The sequence below is a fragment of the Flavobacterium aquicola genome, from assembly GCF_003385115.1.
GTDB lineage: Bacteria > Bacteroidota > Bacteroidia > Flavobacteriales > Flavobacteriaceae > Flavobacterium > Flavobacterium aquicola.
In genome coordinates this window covers 27,714-53,301 of record NZ_QUNI01000012.1, presented here as the reverse complement: position 1 = coordinate 53,301, position 25,588 = coordinate 27,714, and the positions used below count along the sequence as shown (strand labels likewise).

Sequence of the window (25,588 nt, the reverse complement as noted above, 5' to 3'; positions counted from 1 at the left end):
TCCTTTAAAGCACTGACTTTAAAAAAGTAAAAAGATTATTTTGTTTTATTTTTTAATGCTTTGCAGATAATTAAAAATCAAATTACCGGGACAGAACATCCCGATAATTTGGCCAACACATGAATAACTAACCACAGTTATTATGAAAAAAATCAGTTTTTATTGCATTATTATTTCGCCATTATTTAGTATTTACTTCAGATGTGATTTTTTTTATAAAATCAGTTTCTGCTTTTTTATAAGGAGTCCCATCTGAATTAAATACTTCATGAAACCATACAGGCGGTGCAGAAGTATATTTTTTTGTCCAGCTGTCCCAAGGGAATTTTGTTTGAGTTTTCCCGTCTACTAATCCCCAATTGATCATAGCAATTTTGTTTTCTTTGGCAATTGGTAAAAACCCTTCAAAAGTGCTGCCGTTCGGCCTGGCCATGTATTCTGTGCATAATAATGGTTTCCCGTAACGTTTTAATTCATTTATTCGGTTGGTAAAATCAGCAGGCTTATCATAACAGTGAAAAGAAATAACATCTGATTGTTCCAGCTGTAATCTAAAAATAGCTTTCATTCCTTTTTCAGACCAGTCACCCGCCCAGACTCCTGATGTTAAAGGCTGTGAAGGATTGCTTGAGCGAGCCCATTCGAAAGCTTTTTCTAAGAGCTTGTAAACTAGTTCTTCTTTATCTTTAGTTTCCACTTTTACATAAGCAGGACTGTTCATGTTGTCTGGCTCATTCCAAACATCCCAGCCTAAAATCCTATTGTCATTTTTAAAGTGAGCTACCGTTTCTTTAATGTATTTTTCTAAACGCGGCGTCTGTGTTTGGTCCAAAAGTGCTTTTTGTCCCGGTGACTGAACCCAGCCCGAATTGTGAACAAATGGCTGAGGAGCTCTTTGTTTTCCAGCTGCAGGAAACGGATCCCAACAAGAATCGAATAAAACGAATAATGTTTTAATATGGTGTTTATCTGCAATGGTCAAATATTCATCCATTCTTTTATAAAACCCTTCGGCATCATCTTTATGCAGTAAATCATGAAGGTACACGCGCATTACGTTCATTCCTATGCTTTCTGCCCAGCCTAATTCCTGATCGATTTTTTTCGGATCAAAAGTATCTGCCTGCCACATTTCTAATTGGTTAATGGCATTACCAGGTGTGAAATTGGCTCCAACTAACCATGGCTGTTCTGCATACCATGCGTTAGCCTGCTCTTTGGTCCAGATTGTTCTTTCGGCAGTAGCAGCTTCTGTTGGGGTTTGCTCCGTTTTCAGTTCATTTTTGCTTTTGTTGCAGCTAATTGTCAGCATAGAAAATAAAGCAACAGCTATTAATTTATTTTTCATTATAAAATATATTTGAGGGTTAAACCGCAGGAATCAATGCTAATTCCCGCAGTTATTGTATTTAATACAGATCGTTTTTTGAATTATCTCTTTTATTAATTAATATTTTTCGTAACCGATAACTTTTAGGAACCATTGTACTTTTTCGCTGTCAAGCTTTTGTTTTTTCAAAATTTCCGGAAGCTCATTATAGTTTTTATTAAACTCGTTAACCAATTCATTGACATTCTTAGGATAATATAGTATAGCTTCATTAATGCTTCCCATTTTACCTAATTCATCAATCAGCACAATTCCTGGATCTTTATACTTCAATTGTTCTATTGCTTTGGCTATTCTTCTGCTCTTACCTGCAATACCATTTGTTAAGTCTGCAGCCCCAGCAGGATATGTTACGACAATATTTTTAGCTTCATTACAGGAAAGTTTTCCAAGCTGTGCCAAAACTGCAAATTCATCTTCCAGATATTTAAAGGATAATGATTTTCCATTTAGAGTTACTGATTCCGGCATTACAGAAGACATTAATTTTATACTGTAACCTCTTGAATCAGGCATGTCCTGGTATTTTCCTTTTCTGGCATCAATGCTGATTTGAAGTTCATTTCCTTTTCGAAGAGACTTTAATTCGGTTACGGCAAAATCTTTTTCATAGCTTTTATCATTTCCGTTATCTTCATAAATAGAGGATGAACCTTCTCTTCCTGGGAAAACTGTAACAATATAATCTTCATTATTACCATTAAGATTCATTACAGTATCTGAGTACAGAGGAAGTATTGCCCCCGCTTTAACATACATCCCAAATTCATCAAGTGCAAAATTTCTTTTTATCACTTTCCCTCCTTTTAAGAGGGTTCCAGTATGCCAGTCATACCAGTCTCCCTCAGGAAGCCACACATCTATTTCGGCAAAACCATTTTCAGATTGTTTAGTAACAGGCGCAACTAAAATATCTTTTCCAAACATGTATTCATTTTTGAAATCGTATGCTTCTTTGCTTTGAGGATAATCGTAGTATAAAGGATAACATAAGCTGATGCCTTTGTCATAAGCATTACGTGCCATTGTATAAATGTAAGGAGCCATCTCATAGCGCTGTTTAATCGTATTCTTGATTATGGTAAATACTTCCTGATTAAAAACCCAAGGCTCTTTGTTCTTATCAGCACTTTTGCCTGTATGGGTACGCATAATAGGACTTAATGCGCCAAACTGCAGCCAGCGCAGATACATTTCTGTTTCAAAATGCCCGCCAGTGTGCCCGCCAATATCATGACTCCAATATCCGTATAAAACATTTGAAGCTTGAGAGTTAAAAAATGGCTGATAGTCTAAAGATTTCCAAGTCATGTGAGTATCTCCCGAAAAACCAATCTGATAACGGTGATTTCCCAGTCCGCCCCAGCGATGATAAAGCATTGGTCTTGCCGTACTATTGCGTTCTTTATCGCTGAAGAATAAATAATTAATCCACCATGTATTACTTAACTTATCTACATTTTTATCGAATGGGTGCTGCTGCCAATCCAGCCACCAGAAATCCACTCCTTGTTTTTCCATCGGGCGGAGTATATTCTCAAAAAAAGCAGTCATGAATTTTTTATCTGAACCTATCCACGGAATATTTTTGGTGGTCGAAGGATTTAATTCTAAATCTTTCCTCATGCCACTGAAACCCTCCTCATAAGAAGAAACTCCATCAGCAGGATGCAGGTTCAGGGTTACTTTCAAATTATTTTCATGCAGGTATTCTAAAAATTTGGGCGGATCAGGAAATAAATTTTTATTCCAAGTCCAGCCGGTCCAGCCACCTCTTCCCTCATCAGTATAATGCCAATCCATATCCACAACTAAAACATCCAATGGAATTCCATACTTGTGAAAATTATCTATCAATGATCGAAATTCCCCATCAGAATAAGACCAATATCTAGACCACCAATTCCCAAAGGCATAACGGGGAGGCAAAGGCATTTTTCCTGCGAAGATTGTAAAATCTTTTAGAGCCGTTTTGTAATCTTCTCCATAAGCCATAAAATACCAATCTTGGCCTTCTTTATTTTTTCTTTGTGTCACCCAAGCCCAATTACTGTCATCAAAAAGAAAATTATTAGAATCATCAATAAAAGACCATCCGTCCTTTGAAAGAAGTCCGTCTTCTAATTTACGTTTTTCACCGCTTTTAGCTTCTGCAACGCTTCCTCTTTGAGTATCTCCATCCATCTCGTCCAAGGTTCGCAGCGTTCCTCCAAGATTATGCTGCTGTTTAGTTCCTGGAACCCATTGAAAAGGTTTAGTCCCTTTTACATCCGTAATCTGAATATTCTTTGCAGTAAATTCACCGCTGTTTTTTTTGTATTTCAACTTCATTTTTGAAGTTTCAATTTCAATCCAATTTCCTTTTTTCAGTTTGTATTTGACCGCTGGATATTTTCTTTCGGAAGCAAGAAACGAAGGATTATCTACAAAATTACCCGAAGGCTGGTATTCCATACGTATTGCTCCATCAGTGATTACTGTAAAACGTACATTGTTATCACTATAAACGATATTGGGCTGTACTGCCTGAGCAAAACTTGCTGAAGAAAAAATAACAGAAAAAATTATATATATAATTTTTAAAATTCTGGTGTTCATATTCAATTGATTTAATAAAATTTAATGTGTAATATTTCAAAGGTGATTTTATTGCTTTCTAAAATTCTATTAAAAATTCCCTTTTACTTTTTTCATATTATTTCTAAAAACATACTCTTCACACATAAAAAATAGTAACTCAAAACAGATTAAATTCAATATTATCATTTCTTATGGGCATTGTATTGATCTTTAAGGGTTAAAAAACTGTGCTTTTAACCCTTAAAAATCCTTTATTTATAAATTTCAAAACTTTTAAAAATAGATTAACAGGATCTACTTTAATTCAAATTTGATTGTTGGGCTCTCTAAATTTTCAATATTTACAGTTAGTTTATAATTTCCTTTTGTATCATCAGTAATAACCCATTTTTGATCTGGATTTCCTCCTTTTATTAATTTACAAGTGGTTTTGGATAAATCTTTTTCACCATCTGCAACAGGCATAAAAAAGTCGGCACTCCAATTGCCAATGCTAACAGGAATCTTAAACTGACCAGGTGTTAATGCCCCTTCCCACGTAAATTCAAACTCGTTATCCGGATTTACAATCATAGGCACGGGATTGTTAATATCCCATCCTGCCGGCGTGGCATCACCTACTAAGTATAAATGTTTGTAAACCGGAAGATTGTATATCTCTATGTCTTTCGTCTCTTCCTGGCATGAGGAGAATACTATCCCTATCAATAATACTATAATTGTATATTTAAATTTTTTCATCTTATTTTCTTTACTATTAATTAAACCGTGCATATTATTTGATTAATAACCTGGGTTTTGTTTCAATTGCGGCGATGCATTTAATATTTGGGAACCAATAGGGTACAATTTGGTATGGTCTGATCCGTCGGCTTCCTTATCCCACCAAACACCAGTTGTAAATTTGTTAAACCTGATAAGATCTGTTCTTCTTCTTCCTTCACCAAGGAACTCTCTTCCCCATTCATCCAGCAGTTCTTTCTCAGTTAATTCACCATTATAAAGACTAGGAGATCCTGATGGATAATATCTTTTTCTGACAGTATTAATAAGCTGTTCTGCACCGCTAATATCTCCAGCTCTAAATTTACATTCGGCCACACTATAGTAAATTTCTGCTAAACGTATTTCAGCATAATCAGATTCCATTTTATGATCATCAGTTGTTTTATAAAAAGGATACTTCAAGTAGTATACACCAGAATTTTGGTCAGCATGAAGCATACTAGACTCTTTATCTGCCGGATACTGCCCTGGCCCTAATGTACCAAACCAGCCAACTGCATCACGGATGTAAAGATCTTTACCTTTATCAGACTGAACTCTTTTGCCATCTCCATAATCAAGATATCCATACAAGAACATACCTTTTCTTTTGTTATCTCCAAGGTTTTTATATAAACCTAAACGTACATCATCTGCATAATTTTGAAACTTAACAAAGGGCTGACCTAACCCAGATGGGAAGTTGTATAAATTATTATCTACATCACGCCCTGGCTGCATGGAAAATCTTGGATTTGCAGTGCCTTTATCATCAAATTCTAAATATTGAGGAGCATTATAAGGCATTGTCCACCAGTACATGCCACCTTCATAATGCCAGTGTGTTCTTCCAAATGAGCTTGGAAAAGCAAATAAAGTTTCACTGCTTAAGTCGTTATTCCAATCGAATGGCGCATCCCATCTGCCTTCTATTGCATAAGATGCATATTTGCCGTTAATAATATCGTTACCAATGGCAGCACATTTATCATAATATTTATTACCTGTATATGTTTCTCCATTAAGATAAAGACGGCATAATAATGCCGCAGCTCCAGCTTTTGTCCATCTATTTACAGTTATAGAAGGGTTCCCTTTTACACCTAAATTAGGCATTGCTTCTAAAAGTTCTTTTTCTATAAAAGCAAAAACTTCTGCAGGACTGGACTGTGGAGGATTGATTGGTGCTCCTTTAAATTTAGTTACTATGGGTACATTACCATATAAATCTAAAGCCTTGATATAATACCAAGCCCTCATAACTCTAAGCTCTGCAATAAAAAGGTTTAATTCACTAGCGGTAAGTCCAAAGCGTGCCGGGTCGAGTGTTTCAAAATCTTCTATGGAATTATTGGCTAGACCAATACCCACAAATAATGCTTCCCATCCCTCATTCAAAAACCCTTCAGTTGGTGTCCATGTATGCTTGTGCATTCTTAAATAAGTCCCGCCATCTGCCCAATGACCTTCTCTATTGGGAGTCATTAATTGGTCTGCAGATAATTCCTGCATCTGATAAACTGAACTCTGAATACTCCAATAGCCATGTTCGTAAGTTCTCAAAAAGGAACGTATAATATCTTCTTTGGTTTGGTAGAAGTTTTCAGAAACAATTTTATCATAAGGCACCTCATCCAAATTAGTACAACTGAAGAGTGTAAAGCCTAATAAGAATACACCAGGCACATACAGCTTTAATTTTTTTATAACTTTCATAGTGATGGATTTTTAAAATTAAAAGTTTAAGTTAATACCTAGTAAATAGGTTGTCGCTGATGGGTAGTATGATTTTGAACCGTTTATCCCGGGAGTTAATCCATTTACTGGGTATATTGTGGGATCCCCGCCTGAAAAACTGGTAAACGTAGCCAGGTTATTTCCTGTAGCAAAAAGTCGTAAAGAATCAAAGTAACCAGACTTAGTTTTTAGCGTGTAACCAATGGTTACAACATCTAGTTTTACATAGTCACCCTTTTCTAAGAAGTAATCAGTTAGAACTTTATCTCCTTTTATCAGCTTATTTTTACCATATGCTGATGCCAGGACATTTTCATTCTCTGGAGAAGAATCAAGACCATAATAAAAATCGTGAATGTTGAAAATATCGTATTCGAAAGCTCCTCTAAGGAAAACTGTTAAGTCCCAGTTTTTGTATGTTACTTTTTGATTTAAACTTGCAAAGTATTTTGGTGCTCCATTGCCTACAAAGCGTTTATCGTCTTCTGTAGCCTCATTTTGATGAATAACTTTGTTATCCTTATCCAGAACTAACATATTACCAAATTGGTCTACACCAGCAAATTTCCACATATAGAATTCACCGATTCTTCTGCCTTCCTGCAATCTTTGAGCAGGACCTGGAGTTCCTGGTGAAGGTAAATACACTAAATCAGAATAAGACTGACCTTCGAAAAGTTCATTAGAAAAAGACAGGAATTTATTATTATTGCTTGAACCAACAAATGTTACGTTGTAATTAAGATTATTATTACGTATTACATCATAACTTAAATCAAGTTCAAAACCTTCATTTCGCATCGATCCAACGTTAACGAACGTAGTTGAGAATACATTTGGCGGTACTGGTGATCTGTAATCTCCAAGTATATCTTCCTGTTTTCTATTATAATAATTTAAACTTCCTGTTATTCGATTATCATAAAAACCAAAATCAAGACCAACATTAATATTTTTACTTACTTCCCATTTCAAGTTAGCATTTGGATTATTTCCTGGTCCCCATACTGTGTAGTATTTACCATCATACAAATATTGTCCAAAACCGCCATATATAGCCAGCGATTTGTAATTATCAAAAGCCTGATTACCTGTTTCACCATAATCTGCTCTTAATTTTAAATCGTCTATCCATGAAACATCTTTAAGAAACGATTCTTTATTTAAACGCCATCCAACAGATAAACCTGGAAAATTTCCCCATTTATTATTTTCTCCAAATTTTGAAGACCCTTCATGACGCAAACTTGCAGATAAAAGGTATTTGTCGTCAAAAGAATAATTTGCTCTTCCGAAAAAAGCAATTAATCTTGAGTCCTGCTTATTTGAACCAAAACCTGTTCTGCCTTCTTCCTCCGACTGAAAAGTTCCATCCCCAAGATTGTTATAAGTTAATGCATCCGAAGTAAAATCTTTGTTATCTGCAGACAATCCAGACTTAACGTTGTATTGATACGTATATCCTCCTACTACTTTGACAGAATGTCTGCCAAACTTATTATTATAATTTACCAGCCAGTCAGCATTTTGCTGTGTATTGACATTATAAGCTCTGTTAGCTTCTCCTTTATAACCACTTCGTATTGCTAAATTTGATATAGAGGGACGGAAATAATAACTAAAATCATCTGTAGTATTTTGTGCTATTGTTACTTGTGTACTCAATTTATCAGATAAATTAAGTTTGAATGTACTATTCATCTCCAAGTACTTTTCTTCAGATCCGCTAAGGTCTAATTTCAATAACTCTACAGGGTTAAAGTTCCCTTCGCTTCCTGGCGGTATATCTGTATAACCTCCTGGAGTACTTGCGTCATAAACGGGATAAGTTGGATTTAGAAGCAGTGCTTTAGTAATAGCATTAGTATCAGCGTTATCACGTTTTATAAAACGAGGCGCAAAATTTACAGTCACAGAATACTTATCATTTTTTCCAGTATGAGTCAGAGCAATTCTTCCGCCATACTCCTTTCTAGCAGATCTAATATCTAAACCTTCAGCATCTCTAAAGTCTAATGAAGCTCTATAAGTCATAAAATCACTTCCCCCGCTTAGAGACAGAGAATGATTTTTAACAATACCAACATCTCTCAATACTTCTTTCTGCCAATCGGTTTTTGCTCCATAATCAATACCTCTTCCATTTTCGATAAATTGTTCAGCTGACAGCGATTTTAACTGATTTGTTGGTACACTGAAAGACGTGTACGCATTATAATTTGCTTGGGCAACTCCTTTTTTACCAGTTTTTGTGGTGATTATTATTACGCCATTGCTTCCCTGTGTCCCATACATTGCCGATGCAGAACCATCTTTTAGTACGTCAAATGATTTGATATCATTTCTATTGATATTATAAAGATTTCCGCCAATAACACCATCAACGACAATTAGAGGTCCTGTTCCAGCTGCTCGGGAAGTTACACCTCGAAGCTGAATTGAAGGGCCTGCATTAGGATCTGTTCCTCCTGTATTAGTAATCGATAAACCAGCGACTTTGCCCGTAAGTGATTCTATTGCATTTGTCGGGCCATTTTCTATTAAATCTTCACCAGAAATGTGAGTAACTGCACTAGTTACCTCTCTTTTATCTAAGGTTCCGTAACCTATTACCACAACTTCATTTAATGTAGAAATATCTTCCTGCAGCACTATAGTCAGTGATGTATTGCTTGATAATTTAATTTCTTTGTTTCCGAAACCAATAAAATTACAGCTCAGCGTCTCTCCCACATTAGCCTTAATACTGAATTTTCCATCGAAATCTGTAATCGCATTATTACTAGTTCCCTTTATAACTAGATTAGCACCTGGTACAGGAACCAGTTTTGAATCTGTTACAATACCTGTGTATGTTTTAATTTGCTGTGCTGCCAGATTTGCACTCGACAGCAGTAAAATTAAAAAAAGACATACCGTTTCAAAAACTCCGCCTTTGGTTAAAGTGATTTTCATAAATAATTTTTTTTTGGTTAAAGTGTAATAATTATGGTGTATTGTGTCAATTTTAATTACTCTATATTTTATCCCGAAATAATTACTATTGATAGCATTTATCATAAAAAAATAACTTTAGGGATTTCATTTTGTATTCGTCAAAATATAAGTAATATTGCAATCGGCCTTTAGACGTTTATTTTAAAGCCTATTGAAATATTTTGGCTATTTTTTATTAATACTATAATTTATATGCCCAAAAAATATCAATTTAATTTTTGACCAAAATAGGATATTGACAACGTAATTTTAATCCCATTTTGTTTCACAATTGTGTTTAAATGATTCAAATCACCTGTAAAAACCCTGCAGAAATGTGATATGAACCAAAATGAATGCCTATGACACGATTAGAGAAGTATTTTTATAAAAAATTAATAAAAACATTAAAATGCAAAATATTTTAAAAATAGGAACATTCGTTTGTCTTTTGTTTTTATCCGCTGCTACTTATAGTCAGGAATATTATTTTAAACATTATAAGGTAGAAAATGGGATGTCAAACAATTCTGTTTTGGCATCAATTCAAGACAAAGATGGTTTTTTATGGTTTGGCACCAAAGACGGCTTGAATCGTTTTGATGGATATCATTTCAAAACATTTCGCAGCGGATCAGATCCTAAAACATCTTTAGGAATAAGCTACATTCAATCACTGCACGAATACAAAAATTATATCTGGGTAGGAACAGATAAGGGGCTGTATTCCTATGACAAAAAGCTGGAAAAATTTACTTTTTTAAACGAGGCGATTAATAATCGTATCAATGATATCGATAATGATCTGAAAGGCAATCTATGGTTTATTTCTATAGGAACAATGGTTAAATATAATGTTGAAACAAAAGAAACAACGATGTTTGACAGAGATTCCTTTTATGCCACTTCTATTGCCTGTGATAAAAATGGTGTAATCTGGGTGTCATCCTATGATGATCTGTATCGTTATTCTGAAGCAACACAAAGCTTTGATAAAATTAATGTGCAGCTGCCTAATAGTACATTTTCAATTTCAGCCATTTACGCATTAGATACGAATTCAATTTTAATAGGCACCCGAGACCATGGTGTTTACAAGTATGATATTTCCAGTAAAAAAACAGCTCCTTTTATTAATGGTGCCGATAGACCAATTTTTGTCCGACAATTTAAGAAGAATAGAAATGACTTATGGATTGCCAGCGAGTCTGGTGTCTACATATATAATTTAAAAGATAAAACAATTAAAAATTTACGCAAAAGTCCGAGTGATCCTTATGCAATCTCAGATAATGCCGCTTATTGTATTACTATTGATAAAGAAAACGGTGTCTGGATCGGTACTTATTTTGGCGGCGTAAATTACCATCAAAAACAATACGATCAGTTTAAAAAATACTTTCCCCGAAAAAGCGAAAATGCAATCGTTGGAAGTGCTGTACGTGAAATTCACAAAGACAGTCAAGGAAATCTTTGGATCGGCACCGAAGATGCCGGAATTAATAAATTCAATCTGCAGACAAAGAAATTTACAAATTTTCAGCCCAATGGAACGAAATCAGGACTTTCTTTTTATAATATTCACGCCGTTCTTCCAAGAGGAAATAAAGTATGGATAGGAACTTTTGAGCATGGATTGGACATTTTGGATGCTAATTCCGGAAAAGTTGTAAAACACTATAACCAGGCCACAAGTGACTTAAGAAGTGATTTTATTGTTACTTTTTATGAAACTCCTGCAAAAGAACTATACGTTGTAACCTCACTTGGAATCTATCTGTATGATGAAAAAAACGATGATTTTAAAATTTGTGACGATTTTTCACAAATTACCCATTATACCTGCATGTTTAAAGATAGGGATGGAAATTTGTGGGCAGGATCATATCGCGACGGATTATTTTACTACAACCCAAAAACTAAAGAAAAAATAGTTTACAGGCATGATTTTAAAAATGATAAAAGTATTAGTAATGACTTTATAAATTCTATTTTTCAAGATCAGCAGAATAATCTGTGGATAGCGACCGAAAATGGTTTGAACCTATTTGATACACAAAAAAAAGAATTTAAAAAATACACTACTAAGGATGGATTTCCAAGCAATGTAATTTATTCTATTCTGCAGGATCCAAAACAGGATTTATTTATTACTACTTCAAAAGGATTAGTCAAATTTAATCATAAAACAAAGTCAGTAAAAACTTTTACCACCGCAAACGGACTGCTGAGTGACCAGTTTAATTATAATTCAGCATTTAAGGATTCCAATGGAGATATGTATTTTGGTAATCTTAACGGTATGATTAGTTTTAATCCTAAAAATTTCAATACAAATAAATACAATGCTCCAATATTTATTACAGGTCTTCAGATAAATAATCAAGATGTAATAGTAAATGCAGAAGATTCTCCGCTGGACGAATCTATTTCGTACATCAAAAAAATTACTTTAAAAAATAATCAGTCTAATTTTAATATTGATTTTGCTTCATTAAGCTACACAGCTCCAGAGCTTACAGAATACTGGTATAAATTGGATGGTATTAACGACGATTGGGTTTACTTGAATAAGAATAACAAAGTGTTTTTTACAGAGCTCCCATCCGGTGACTATAAATTTAGAGTAAAATCGTTAAGTACTAACGGAATCTGGAGCAAAGAAGCGGTTATTGAAATTGTAGTCTGGCCTCCTTTTTGGGCAAGCAGTTATGCGTTTTTCTGCTATTTTTTAATAATTGCAGGATGTCTTTATTTACTTTTACGCAGGTATCATAACATGAATCTTAAGGAAAACAACCAAAAAATAGCAAATCTAAATAACGAAAAAGAGAAGGAAATTTATAACGCAAAAATTGAATTTTTTACAAATGTGGCACATGAAATCCGGACTCCGCTGACGTTAATAAAAAGTCCTTTGGAAAGTTTGCTAAAACGAACTTATGAATCTCCTGAAATTCCGCAGAATTTATCAATAATGGAGAAAAACACCTCTCGTTTATTGAATTTGGTTAATGAACTGCTCGATTTTAGAAAAGCCGAAATGGAAGGTTTGAAGCTTACTTTTGTGGAAACAAATATATCCGTGCTGGTAAGACAGTTACAATCCCAATTTACTCCTTTAATCAACGAAAAAAATATTCACTTGGAACTAGAATTAGGTGAAAAAGATATTTATGCTTTTGTTGATGAAGAGGCCATCAGAAAAATTCTAACCAATTTAATCAGTAACGCTTTAAAATATGCCAAAAAAGAAGTGATTATTACTTTGTTTAGAGACGAAAGCTCATTGGAATTCATAGTAAAAAATGACGGGAATTTAATTCCAAAAGGTCTTAAAAGCAAAATTTTCGAACCTTTCTTTAGAGTATTAGGTGCCGAAAATCAAACAGGTACGGGAATTGGTTTATCACTCGCTCATTCCTTGACAGAATTGCATAATGGAACTTTAAAATTGCGGTTCCTGGACGACAATATGAATACTTTTGTTTTACAATTACCTCTACGTCAGCAAAGTGAATTCCATCTATATAAAGATACTGCGGAAACCGAGGTAAAAGACAGCATCGAAGAATTTGAAAATGAGATTACAACTAAAGAAATTAAAACTCAAATCCTTGTTGTTGAGGATAATTTGGAGTTGCTAAATTTTATGAGCAAGGAACTTGGCAGAGAGTACAAAGTTTTTAAAGCCGCCAATGGTGAAGAGGCCTTAAAAGTAATTCACAACCAAAGTATACATATTGTTATTAGTGATATTACAATGCCAATCATGGACGGTATCGAATTGTGTGACCGTATAAAATCCAATATTGAATCGAGTCATATTCCGGTAATTTTACTAACAGCCCTGAGCGCTATACAATCCCGAATTCAAGGATTGGAATCTGGTGCTGATGCTTATATTTCCAAGCCCTTTTCGATGGACTTTATTTTGGCTCAAATAGATAATTTATTATCCAATAGACGCCATGTAATGGAGTATTATGCCAGTTCACCTTTATCACATTTAAAAACTATTGCATATAATAAAACCGATGAAGATTTCATTAAAAAACTAGATGAAATAATAGATCAAAATATGACCGATACAAATCTAAGTGTCGAATCACTGGCAGATATTTTACACATGAGCCGTTCTACTTTATATCGTAAAATAAAAGATATTTCTAATCTTAGTCCGAATGAACTAATTAATAATGCACGTTTGAAAAAAGCTGCCGAATTACTGCTTTCAGGCAAATATAAAGTTTATGAAATTTCGGAAATTGTGGGTTATAAATCACAGTCAAGTTTCAGCAGGAATTTCCAGAAAAGTTTTGCAATGTCGCCTTCAGAGTTTATTAATAATGGGAATTAGCAGCAACCGTCATTTACAATAGAAGTTTTAATGAAAAACTATTCCCTCTATAAAAAAAGCCCTTATGAAAATCATAAGGGCTTTTTTGAAATAAATTATTTTTTAGATTCTTCTACTGAAACTTTTCTAAATTCTTTTAAAAGTTTCTCTATTTCTAAACTTGATTTTCGGGCTCTTGCTCCTGCTGCTTTCACACCTTTTTCTACAAGTGATTCTGATTCAGTTTTAAACGTTTCAATTTCTGCATTAATTTTTGCAACTAAGTCTTTCATGATGATTTTATTTAAATTCTTAGATACAAAAATAGAAGAATAATACACATAAGCAAATAACTTATTACTAAAACTCATCCTGTTCATTATAATTTACGCACAATCAGCACCGATAGTTTCTAATGTAATCCCTATTTGATTTTTAAAACTACAGCACAGAATTTGTTTATTTCTCCTTTTCTAAATTATCGATGGCAGAAATCTGATCGAGTATATTTGTCTGATTAGGCGAAATATAGTTTTTAATTTCGCTTGTATTTTCCTTTTTAAAAAGAATATCTAATGCATTGTATAGTCTTAATAAAACATCTTTATCCTCTTTTTCAATATCTAAGGCAGTATTAAAATTAAAAACGTAGTTATTAGAATTGCGTACTTCTATTTTTATCGTTTTTGATGTGATTTTAAATTTGACTATATCCATATTGCTCTAAATTAATTATTCTGCAAAAATGCTAATTTAACAGCAGTTATCATTAGTATTTTATATTTTTTTACTCTTCAGAAATAAAATAAAAACTATCTGTATCCATAGCTTTATATCTTCTTACCAAGGGAGGGCTTAGAAATTTTTAGACAGCATTATCAAAAAAAAATACTGCAATTATAAAGTATCGAAATCAATTCCAATCCATACAGGGGCGTGATCACTTGTTTTCTCCCACCAGCGTACATGACGGTCGAATTCTGGGTTCACGCAAATCTAAAAAACGATATTACCAATACATACATTATATAGTGTAATTTATATTCAAGTTTTTAATATTTTATTTCCATTTTTTATTTAAATAGTAATAAAATACTTAAAATATGATAATATAGTATTTGGTTAGGATAAAATACACTTCTATTCATTTGGTAAATGCTTTTAAATTTACAAATGTAAATAAAAAACTTAAAAAGCATAATTATTAATTATCTGAATAATAAACACATACATATTTATCTTAGTAAACAAAAGACCTTTTTAATTGATAATTCAAAGTCCAATGCATTCGAGATGCTGTGCAGTAAAGTTTTGTTTGTATGTCTTTTTGAAAAAACACCAGTAATATATATCTAAAATCGATTTCTAACCTTGATTAATATTGATTATATGAAAACACTTTTACTTCAAGCTGTCCTTTTTCTTTGCAGTTATACTGCAATAGGGCAGAAAACCCTTTTTACTCCTACAGAATGGAGCGACCCCAATAATGAGTTCTATAATAAAACATCGAGCTCCAGAAGATATGAATCTACCAATTTTGTGCTGTATTGGGGAGATAAGGTTGGTACCAATCCAGCAACATACTCAGACCCAACATTGCGTTTTACTCCAAAATCAGTTGCTGACACTCTTGAGACCAGTTTTAAACGTTACATAACTGATTTAAAATTTGTTAGTAATGCATCGACAAAAAATTTAGGAAAGTACAAAATCATTATCATGATGATGAATACTTGGAACTCTACAGATGAACGTTTGCAGGCATTTGCCCAAGCCAGCTCATTTAGTAATACTATTGGTGCAATGTTTGTACATCCTGAAGCAACAAGAGATGGCGGTGCGCTATCTCATGAGTTTGCTCATACATTGCAGATGATGATGCATATTCAGGAAAATCCTGGAGCCGGAAATGCTTTTTCAGGTTATGAGTGGGCAAGTCCTTTCTTTGAAGGGCACGCTAATTTTATGCGCTCTCAGGCTTATCCACAATGGGCTGAAATTGATGGTACTTTGACCCGATGGATACAGACCCGAAACTTTATGTGGTCATCAAGCCGTCATCATTATACTAATTTTCATTTGATGTATTATGTACAGGAAAAAGATGGATTTGATTTTACACGAAGAATGTGGGCCGAATCGAAAAATCAGGAACATCCGCTTGAAACAATCAAAAGACTCAAAGGTTTTACACAAGATCAATTGAATGATTATTTGTGGGGTTATGCGCAGAGACAGCCCGCGTTTGATTACCCAATTCAATGGAACTCTCAAATAAATACCACCAGCAATTTTGGAAAAAAAATCAGAGAAGTATATAAATCAATTCAGGATTATATGCCACGATATACAAGCAGACAATATACACTTCTTACAAAAGTTACAGGAACTACAGATCAATATTATACTAATACTGATTGGGCGCCGCAGGACTACGGGATGAATGTTATTCCGTTATACCCAACTTGTTCAGGTACTCAAAAGAAAGTAACCATTAAATTTAAAGGACATGCGGAAGTCAATCCAACTCAAGCCGGATGGAGATATGGTTTTGTTACTACAAAAACAGATGGCACTATTTCCCGTTATAGTCCAATGTATAAAACGGATGGAGAAGCATCATTTATTTTGAATACTGCAACAGAAGCAAATATATTTCTGGTGGTATTTTCAGCTCCAAAAGTGCATGTAAATTATAATACAGACATAGGATATCCTAAACAAAGAAGATATCCTTATGAAATAAAAATTGCAAATGCGAATCCTGAAGGGTTTCAGGCTGCAGCTGATTTTAGAAAATTTCTTAAAATTAACGGACACCTGCATACAAACGGAGGTGGCTGGGTATCCAATACTGCAACTGTAGCATCAACAGTATATGTGGGGCCGTACGCAATTGTACGAGCTGGAAATATTTCAGGAAATGCCCGAATAGACGGATATGCAATGGTAGACGGGGGAACTATTAACGGAAGCGCTATTATACGAGGTAATGCATGTGTATATAACGCCGCTATATCAAACAGTGCTATAGTAGAAGGAAATGCCTGGATGGAAGGCGGCTCAGTGGCAAATACGGCCAATATTAAAGGAAATGCTATGCTGTTTGCTGGAAATTTTGGAAGCTCAGTTGTTGTAGGCGGTGATGCAGAAATTGGAAGCTGTTCTACACCGGGTGTATATCTTCAATTCCCATACTGGACAAATGGCAGAAGTGATTGTGACGGGAAAGGTGCCAGCGATGTTTCTAATGTTGATATTAATCCCTCTTTTACAAATTTTTCGGCTGCAGCGATGGCTTTTAGTGTAACGCCAACTTGTGACACTTCAAAACTTGCTGTAAATAAAGTAAGTGTTGAATCTTCAGATGTCAGTTTAAATATTTTTCCAAATCCAACAGGCGGAAGTTTGACAGTTTCATTTATGCAGACAGAACAGGGAAAAGTCAATATTTCATTGTTTGATTTAAATGGACATAAATTAAATGACATTACAGATGACACTTATGAAAGCGGAAGAGTTAATGTTGCATATAATTGCAGTCATTTGGCTCCAGGCGTATATTTTTTACGTATTCAAACAGAAAATGATTTAGTAACTAAATCTTTTATTAAGGAATAAAGAGATTTTTAGCTCAGATTTAATGCGTCCTAGTAAGCCTGATTTTTTTCAGAATCAGGCTTTTTTATTCAGTTGAAGAAAATCAATATACTGTGCTTCTATTAAATTGAAAAGCTTCTCAGGGAGACATTTTATGCCGGGGCATATTGTATTCATGTTCCTGCGGATAAGGATCTCTATGAGTCATACTCACATCTTCACGGATCTGCTGTTGTGTATGGAATCTTTTTTCATCAGTAGCTGCGTAACGGGGGTCTGGAATAAAAGGCATTTTAGCCATTTTGGATATGGTAACTGTGGGAAAATGATAATCTACCTCAACTTGACCAAGCAAAAGATAACAGCCACCACCCAGAAAAGGGTATTTACTCAGGCTGTCGGCAAAATGTGCCGTATCAAAAAACTGACCTTCTGCATCTATCCAAGTACCAAAATACATGTCGCCACGTTTTGTGGGAACATGCTTCCTTGAAATTAAATAGGCAAGCATGCGAACTGTTTTTTTGTGATGCTGGGTCAAATCCTTTGCCATTACATCGCCACGAAAAGTAGTCTGCAATAAATTAAACGGCGTAACCGAAACTGGAAAATCAAGCAGTTCAATCTCATCAAAAGCGTCTTCAAAAGGCGAGCGATCCAGTACGGGCAATTCATATTCCTTGACCGGTTCGCTGAGCAGCATGAGATTACGGTTCTCTGGCTTGAAATTGATTAAAATTAATCGTGCAAGTATCAATAATTGATTTTTTGTTTTTCCTGTAAAACGAAAGGCTCCTATAAAAATCAGTATTTGTATTCCTTCAATTCCAATAGTGATACGGTTGATAAAATCCTCCAGCGACTGATAAGGACCATTCTCATTTCTTTCGCTTATTATAAATGCAGCTGTTTTTGATTCCAGACTTTTTAAATGCTGCAACCCCAGATAAATATTCCTGCCAAATACATTGGTCTGCTCATCACTTTTATTAACACATGGATTATGTATTTTCGCTCCGGACATTCTTGCCTCATGTATGTAAACTTCTGTACGGTAAAAGCCTCCAAAATTATTGATCACAGCTGTCATAAATTCAATAGGAAAATAAGTTTTCAGATACAGACTCTGGTAACTTTCTACAGCATAAGATGCCGAATGTGCTTTGCAGAACGAATAGCCTGCAAAGGATTCAATCTGACGGTAAATTTCCTGACTCAACGGCAATGAATGTCCTTTTTGGGCACAGGAGCTAAAAAAGTTGTCTTTTACTTTTTGCAGAGCTTCTTTGGAACGTCCTTTACCGCTCATGGCCCGGCGAAGGATATCACCATCAGCAGCAGGAAGTCCGCCATAGTGCAAGGCAATTTTTATGACATCCTCCTGATACACCATGATACCGTAAGTTTCACCTAATTGTTCCTTGAATACATCATGAAAATATTCGAAACGGTCGGGATGATTGTGCCGGAAAATATATTCTTTCATCATTCCAGATTGTGCCACTCCTGGACGTATGATCGAGGAAGCAGCCACGAGCACTTTGTAATTATCACAATTAAGTCTTCTTAACAAACCGCGCATAGCAGGACTTTCAATATAAAAACATCCAATGGTATTTCCTTTTCTTAAAAATTCATTGCATTTTATTTCATCTTTAGAAATGGAAGTATCCCGAATATTGACATCTATATTCTGGTTTTTTTTAATCAGTTTTACGGCATCATCGATATGACCAATGCCACGCTGGCTTAAAATATCGAATTTATCAAAACCAATGTCTTCGGCTGTATGCATATCAAACTGGACAATTGGAAAACCCTTTGGAGGCATTTCTAAAGCTGTAAAATTAGTTATGGGGTCTTCAGAAATAATAATGCCACAGGAATGCATACTGCGCTGATTGGGATATTTTTCGAGCATTTTGCCAAATTTCTGTACCATTCTAACCACCTCATTTTTATGATGCTGCTCTATTGGTTTTTTGGCTAACTGATCCAATTCTTCCTTTGGTAAACCAAAGACTTTTCCAACTTCACGAAAAATAGAACGGTATTTGAATTCTACATTGGTCCCGCAAAAAGCAACGTGATCACGTCCATATTTCTTAAAAATGTAATCCAAAATGGTGTCACGTTCACGCCAGGACCAGTCAATGTCAAAATCGGGCGGTGTTTTTCGGTTGAGGTTTAAAAAACGTTCAAAATACAAATCAAGTTCTAACGGACAAATGTCCGTAATGTCAAGACAATACGCAATGATGCTGTTAGCGCCACTTCCTCGTCCGATATGCATAAATCCCTGACTGATGCTGTGTTGCACAATATCCCAGGTGATGAGAAAATAACCGCTGAATTCCAGTTCATCAATTACCTTTAATTCTTTTTCGACTCTTTTTAATGCTTCCTCGTTGCTATTACCGTACCTGCGGATCATACCTTTGTAAGCTAGTGTAGTTAACAGTTCAATATCCTCCTGTTTGTTTGCTTTGTAATGCTTTTTATTTCTTTTGATATTGAAATCGTATTGAAAATTACATTCTGATATGATTTTTATTGTGTTTTTAATAATAATTGGATAGCTGTCGAATTTAGCCGTTAAGTCTTCTAGAGGTATCATTACATCAGAAATTTTACAGTAATCCGCTTTTGTTAATTTGCTTCCAATAATATTGAGATCGATTGCCCTTAAAATTTTATGCAGATTAAATTCGCATTTTGTTCTATACGTAACACTTTGCAGTACCACCATTTTATCCATCCTGCTTTTCCATGCAGGACTGTATAGCTTGGGAAGCTGATCGGCAGTAATACCAATAAATTCATTCTCCTGCAATTCATCGGGAACGTTATCTAATGGATAAATGACAAAGACATTTTGAAAACGGGGTGCACAATCCGGAAGCTGACTGTTTTCGAAATTATGTTTGGTTAACAGCCTGTTCATCTCCCCTATTCCATCGCTGTTTTTTGCCAAACCCACATATAATTGTCTGCAGTTATTGCGAAAATCGATTCCTATCAAAGGTTTTATCTGGGAAGCATTACACTCTTTTATAAAATCATAAATTCCGGTTACTGTATTAATATCAGTCAAAGCCATGGCTGTAACATTATAGGAACCCGCCTGCTTCACCAGTTCATGTAATGGAATAGTTCCGTAACGCAGCGAATGAAAGGAATGGCAATTAAGGTACATTATTCAGGATCTTTAGGAGTAATTATTTGTGCTCTCGGATTTGAAATTATATTGGCTGTTTTTGATTTAAGGTTTCTGCTTCCGCCGCGTGTCACTGCATCATAACCAAAACGGTTCTTTATTTTATCCATCGCTTGATATAATGCCAGCATTTCCTCAGTATCCTCAAACATATCTATCTGATAAGTTCCTCGGACTAATCCGCTAAAGGTTATGCCTACCAATCGAATACGCATTCTGCGGTTGTAAAGTTTACCAAATAATTCCAATGCCATCTTTCCTAAAACATGATCGCAGGAAGTATATGTTATCTTTCGCTGCAGATTTTCTGTATCAAAATTGGCATATCGTATTTTGACTGATATAGTGGAAACAAGCCACTCTTCACACCGTGCCTGATAGGCCAATTTTTCGATCATTCCCAAAATCAGTTCTCTCACTTTTTGTATGTCGATCGTATCCTGAAGATAAGTATGTTCCGTTGAAAGTGATTTTCTTTCGGTATAAGGTTCAACGGGGGAATTATCAATGCCATTGGCTTTTTTCCAAAGTTCCAGCCCATTTTTGCCTATCAGGCTTTGTAATACTTCTGCAGGGGTTTCTGATAATTTTTCTATGTTTCGGATGCCCAGTCTTGACAGCAGATTGAATGTCACTTCACCAACCATTGGAATTTTACGGATAGAAAGAGGATTTAGAAAAGACTGCACCTTATTTTGAGGAATCTCCAGATTTCCTTTTGGCTTCCCTTCGCCTGTTGCAATTTTAGAAACTGTTTTATTGACCGATAAAGCAAAACTTATAGGCAATCCTGTTTCCTTTGTAATGGTCTGCGAGAGTTCATTGGTCCATTTGTAACAGCCATAGAATTTATCCATTCCTGAAATATCCAGATAAAACTCATCAATACTTGCTTTCTCCACAATAGGAGTATTCTCTTCAATAATCTGGGTAACTTCATAGGATTTATTAGAAAATAATTCCATATCCCCTTTGATGATTTTTGCCTGTGGACAAAGCTGCAATGCCATTCGTATAGGCATCGCAGAACGCACTCCAAAATATCTTGCTTCATAAGAACACGAAGCGACAACGCCTCTTTCGCCACCGCCAACAATTAAAGGAATACCATTCAATTGAGGGTTTTGCAGTCTGGCACAGGAGACAAAAAAAGTATCCAAATCCATATGTACAATGGCACGTGTCATAGTATTTTGAAATTTACATTGAAATATATTTTACAAAATTAGGACGATTAATCACTGTTTTAATTTTGTTTTTGGTGACTTATAATCCCTTTAACGTATGCCGCAGAATTCCGACAATATTGCACGTCTAGAAATATGCGCTGGATATATTTTCTGCAAAAGATTTAATGAAATAATTATCTATTTAATACATCAGAGACGTTCTTGTTTTTTTATCAAATAGAACAATTTCTTCGATTTTTGTGTCTTTGGAGTATTCCAAAAATCAAATAGGATAATGGAGAAAAATCTAAATCATCCGTAAAAAACACAGGAATCTTGTCATCTTCAGCTTAAAAAAAACACCCTTAAACATCAATAGTTTAAGGGCATTTTTATTGGAATAAATTACGAAATAACACATTCAGAATATGCCGAGGATAATCTGCTTACTTCAATTAAGGTTTTACTAATGCTGCTTCTTCTGGGGTAATTCTTTTGCTTTGTTTGTTGCTCCACGAATTCTGTATATAATTCATCACATCGGCGACTTCTTCATTACTCAAACCCATCGGGGGCATGGTACCGTTGTACTTTTTTAAATTAACGGTGATCTCTCCTGTCTGCCCGTACTTCACTGCATGAATACTCTCGGTTTTCTTCTTTTTCAGCCAATCAGAATCATCAAGCGGCGGTACACTACTGCCATTACCTTTTCCTGAAGACAAATGGCATTGGATACAAAATTCAGCATAAATCTCTTTTCCTCTAGCCATGCTTTCCTGCAAAGATGTCTGCTGTCCTGTTATAGAAATATATTTGGCATCTATACTGGGAACGAAAGCTGCCATATTTAAAAAACACAGCCCAGCCAGTACCAAAAGAGCTGTTTTACTATTATCTATTTTATTCATCACTGCATCTATTTTAATTCGTTTTATCATTCAAAACACAAGTTTTAAACTTTATGTCTTACGGATTTGGTATAATTTTTAAGATTCCTTTTCCCTCTGCTCCTATGTAAATGTAACCGTCTGGACCTTGCGCCACATTCCGTATTCTGCCAATATTGACCGCCGCTTTTTGTCTGCTGATAACTTTGTATCCATCTAATTTAAGTATTTCTAAATACTGAAATTTCAACGATCCTACAAGAAGTGCTCCCTTCCAGTCAGGGTATTTATCGCCGGTAACAAAAGTCATTCCGCTGGGTGCAATGGATGGAAGCCAATAATATATCGGGTCTTCGATGCCTTCTTTTTGTTTTTCCTTACTGATAATCGAATTATCATAATCGATACCGTAAGTCACAACGGGCCAGCCATAATTTGCCCCTTTCTTGATGACATTAATTTCATCACCGCCCTGCGGACCATGTTCGTGCTCCCAGATAACACCAGTCACGGGATGTTTTACCAATCCCTGTGGATTGCGGTGACCATAGGAGTAAATCGCTTCCTTAGCTTTGGGCTGTCCCACAAAAGGATTGTCATTTGGAATACTGCCATCATCATTCAGTCGGTAAATTTTTCCATTATCACGGGTAATATCCTGCGGATTTACAAAATGTTCTCCCCTTTCACCAGCCGAAAAATATAAATAACCCTCGTTATCAAAAACGATTCTCGAACCAAAGTGATGACTTTTGGCGGTATTTGGTCCACATTTATATAGCGATTCTATCTGCGTCAGGCTCTCGTTTTCGAGTTTTGCACGAATAAGTTTAGTATTGCTTCCCTCGCCTTCTTTATTAGAATACGTGATATAAATCCAGCCGTTATTCGCATAATCAGGATGCAGTACGATGTCGAGCAGTCCTCCTTGTCCTCGGCTGTAAACTGCAGGAACATTTTTGACTTCGGTTTTTACACCGTTTTTAATATGATATACAACACCGCTTTTTTCTGTAACCAGCATTGTGCCATCTGGTAAAAAAGCCATTCCCCAAGGATTATTAATACCATCAGCGACAGTTTCAAAAGTATATTTTTTTACTTCTTCCTGAAGAGGAATATCATTCGGCTTTACCTGCTGTCCGTGACTGTTCATACAAATAAACGCACAGATCAAAAGTGTGATTCTATCCATCTTTTTTTTATTAAAAATAATAAAATAGTTTTTAATGGATAGTTTTTCAAAATTAATTCGCCTTAACACCCGAATAATATAATAAAAAGAGCTCTTAATTTTTACAAAAAATAATCATCCGGCTGCAAAACATTTAGAATTACAGATCTTTTTTATTCATTAAAATCTAAAAAAATGGTCGTACTTAATTTTAAAAAGTTAATTTGCGGTCCCATTTCAAAATAATTACAAAACAACAATGCGTTCCCCTATACTATTTTACCTGATTATTCTTTGCACTATTACTACAGCCAAAGCACAATTAAAAGCCATAACTGACCAAACCGATTATCCATTCTGGATTAATTTACCCAAACAGGAAGTTCTGGATAACAAAGCTCCAATCATCTTATTTTTGCACGGAAAAAGCCTTTCAGGAACTGATTTGAATCGGGTGAAACGATACGGTGTTATACGGGCGATCGAAAAAGGAAAAGAAATCCCTGCCATTGTCATTGCTCCGCAGATAGCCCACGGTGCTTGGGATCCGGACAAGCTGCTGCAGCTACTGGAATATGTTCAAAACAATTACAATACCGATTTGTCAAGGGTTTATGTTTGCGGGATGAGTCTGGGAGGCTACGGAACCTTTGATTTTGCGGGCAAATATCCCGATAAAATAACCGCCGCAGTAGCCATCTGCGGAGGCGGAAATCCAAAAGATGCTTACAACTTAAGCAAAATTCCGCTGTGGGTTATTCACGGAAACAGGGATTACATTGTCCCGATTTCTCAATCCAAAAAGATGGTCAAAGCCATTCAAACCTGCAATCCCGATGCCAACCTTACTTTTACAGTCGTGAAAGGCGGCAATCATGGCAGTGTCGAAAGATATTTCAGAGAAGATAAAATCTATACCTGGATGCTGGATCATTGTAAATTTCTTCCATAAGAAAACAACTTTCTATTAAGCCAATTGGCCAAATCCGTTGTAGCGGTTGTGCGTTCGTTTTTATGTAGTTATTGGGTTTATATGTATCTGTCCTCCAACTGCTTTCAAAACTTTCATTATTGTTGAAAATTGTGGTTTGGCTCCTTCAGACAATGCTTTGTACAAACTTGGTCTGCTCATTCCAGTTTCTTCTGCAATTTTGGTCATACCAATTGCTTTTGCAATATGTCCGATTGCAGTAACAATTTCTGCATCATTACCTTCTTCCAAAACTGTATTTAGATATTCAGCAATCATTTCGTTGGAGTCTAAATAATCTGCAATATCAAATTTTGATGTTTCCATTTTCTATTTTTTTAATTTTTTCCAAATTTCTTTTGCTTTTTCGATGTCTTTTTGTTGAGTAGATTTATCTCCTCCAATAAGTAGAATAATAACTTTCCCATCAATTTCTTTGAAATAAACTCTATAACCTTTTGCGTAGTTGATTTTCAGTTCTCTAATCCCATCTCCAACAGGTTCGCAATCTCCAAAGTGTTCGTCCTTTTCTAGTTTTTGAAGTCGGAACAAAATTTTTGCTTTTGCTCTAAAATCATTCAGTTTCTTGAACCACCTATCAAATTCCGTCGTTTTTTCAATAAAGTACATTCTTTAAAGTGTATTCGTTTGGATACAAAATTATATAAAATAATTTAATACTGCAAATTCAGTTAAACGTTCTGTTTGGGCAAAATGACGCACAACATTCTAGTAATTCAGCGGGTTTGGAACTAAATTAATTCCATTCTTCGGATTT

The 25,588-nt window shown here is 35.1% G+C and carries 16 protein-coding genes; 3 read left to right on the top strand and 13 right to left on the bottom strand.

Annotation, left to right across the window (positions count from 1 at the left end; genetic code table 11):
- Positions 1–181 precede the first annotated feature (181 nt).
- The 5 genes from C8P67_RS17405 to C8P67_RS17385 form a co-directional block, all read right to left on the bottom strand.
- Complete coding sequence (locus C8P67_RS17405; RefSeq protein WP_115814461.1) at positions 182–1,348, bottom strand: cellulase family glycosylhydrolase; 1,167 nt, start codon at positions 1,346–1,348, stop codon at positions 182–184.
- 99 nt (positions 1,349–1,447) lie between these two features.
- Complete coding sequence (locus tag C8P67_RS17400) at positions 1,448–3,988, bottom strand: glycoside hydrolase family 31 protein (RefSeq protein ID WP_115814460.1); 2,541 nt, start codon at positions 3,986–3,988, stop codon at positions 1,448–1,450.
- A gap of 276 nt (positions 3,989–4,264) precedes the next feature.
- Complete coding sequence (locus tag C8P67_RS17395) at positions 4,265–4,711, bottom strand: SusF/SusE family outer membrane protein (protein ID WP_170141482.1); 447 nt, start codon at positions 4,709–4,711, stop codon at positions 4,265–4,267.
- Positions 4,712–4,753: 42 nt separating this feature from the next.
- Positions 4,754–6,451, bottom strand: coding sequence for a RagB/SusD family nutrient uptake outer membrane protein (locus C8P67_RS17390; protein ID WP_115814458.1), 1,698 nt, complete (start codon positions 6,449–6,451; stop codon positions 4,754–4,756).
- Between the two features lie 18 nt (positions 6,452–6,469).
- Positions 6,470–9,427: a SusC/RagA family TonB-linked outer membrane protein gene (locus tag C8P67_RS17385; protein ID WP_115814517.1), complete on the bottom strand. Its 2,958-nt coding sequence runs from the start codon at positions 9,425–9,427 to the stop codon at positions 6,470–6,472.
- 433 nt (positions 9,428–9,860) lie between these two features.
- On the opposite strand from C8P67_RS17385, the gene C8P67_RS17380 reads away from it, so the two are divergent.
- Positions 9,861–13,808 carry a hybrid sensor histidine kinase/response regulator transcription factor gene (locus C8P67_RS17380; protein ID WP_115814457.1) on the top strand — a complete coding sequence of 1,316 codons (3,948 nt, stop codon included), beginning with the start codon at positions 9,861–9,863 and terminating at the stop codon, positions 13,806–13,808.
- Between the two features lie 95 nt (positions 13,809–13,903).
- On the opposite strand, the gene C8P67_RS17375 is transcribed toward C8P67_RS17380, so the two are convergent.
- Positions 13,904–14,080 (bottom strand): histone H1, encoded by a 177-nt coding sequence (locus C8P67_RS17375; RefSeq protein WP_100844370.1) that lies wholly within the window; start codon positions 14,078–14,080, stop codon positions 13,904–13,906.
- 166 nt (positions 14,081–14,246) lie between these two features.
- Positions 14,247–14,504, bottom strand: coding sequence for a hypothetical protein (locus C8P67_RS17370; RefSeq protein WP_115814456.1), 258 nt, complete (start codon positions 14,502–14,504; stop codon positions 14,247–14,249).
- Between the two features lie 672 nt (positions 14,505–15,176).
- Between C8P67_RS17370 and C8P67_RS17365 the strand changes: the two genes are divergently transcribed.
- Positions 15,177–17,411 (top strand): DUF6055 domain-containing protein, encoded by a 2,235-nt coding sequence (locus C8P67_RS17365; protein ID WP_115814455.1) that lies wholly within the window; start codon positions 15,177–15,179, stop codon positions 17,409–17,411.
- Between the two features lie 118 nt (positions 17,412–17,529).
- Here the strand turns inward: C8P67_RS17365 and dnaE are convergent, their stop codons facing one another.
- The 4 genes from dnaE to C8P67_RS17345 form a co-directional block, all read right to left on the bottom strand.
- A complete protein-coding gene (gene dnaE / locus C8P67_RS17360) occupies positions 17,530–20,586 on the bottom strand; it encodes a DNA polymerase III subunit alpha (RefSeq protein ID WP_115814454.1) in 3,057 nt (1,018 codons plus the stop codon).
- On the bottom strand, positions 20,586–21,794 hold the full coding sequence (gene dinB, locus C8P67_RS17355; RefSeq protein WP_115814453.1) for a DNA polymerase IV: 1,209 nt from the start codon (positions 21,792–21,794) through the stop codon (positions 20,586–20,588). Before dinB ends, dnaE begins: the two co-directional genes overlap by 1 nt.
- Positions 21,795–22,231: 437 nt before the next feature.
- Entirely contained in the window at positions 22,232–22,717 is a 486-nt protein-coding gene (locus C8P67_RS17350; RefSeq protein ID WP_245980487.1) for a c-type cytochrome, read from the bottom strand.
- 28 nt (positions 22,718–22,745) lie between these two features.
- On the bottom strand, positions 22,746–23,861 hold the full coding sequence (locus tag C8P67_RS17345; RefSeq protein WP_115814452.1) for a PQQ-dependent sugar dehydrogenase: 1,116 nt from the start codon (positions 23,859–23,861) through the stop codon (positions 22,746–22,748).
- Between the two features lie 238 nt (positions 23,862–24,099).
- On the opposite strand from C8P67_RS17345, the gene C8P67_RS17340 reads away from it, so the two are divergent.
- Positions 24,100–24,792, top strand: coding sequence for a carboxylesterase family protein (locus C8P67_RS17340; protein WP_115814451.1), 693 nt, complete (start codon positions 24,100–24,102; stop codon positions 24,790–24,792).
- 60 nt (positions 24,793–24,852) lie between these two features.
- On the opposite strand, the gene C8P67_RS17335 is transcribed toward C8P67_RS17340, so the two are convergent.
- Positions 24,853–25,137, bottom strand: coding sequence for an addiction module antidote protein (locus C8P67_RS17335; RefSeq protein WP_115814450.1), 285 nt, complete (start codon positions 25,135–25,137; stop codon positions 24,853–24,855).
- A 3-nt stretch (positions 25,138–25,140) separates the two neighbouring features.
- Entirely contained in the window at positions 25,141–25,440 is a 300-nt protein-coding gene (locus tag C8P67_RS17330) for a type II toxin-antitoxin system RelE/ParE family toxin (RefSeq protein ID WP_115814449.1), read from the bottom strand.
- Positions 25,441–25,588 lie beyond the last annotated feature (148 nt).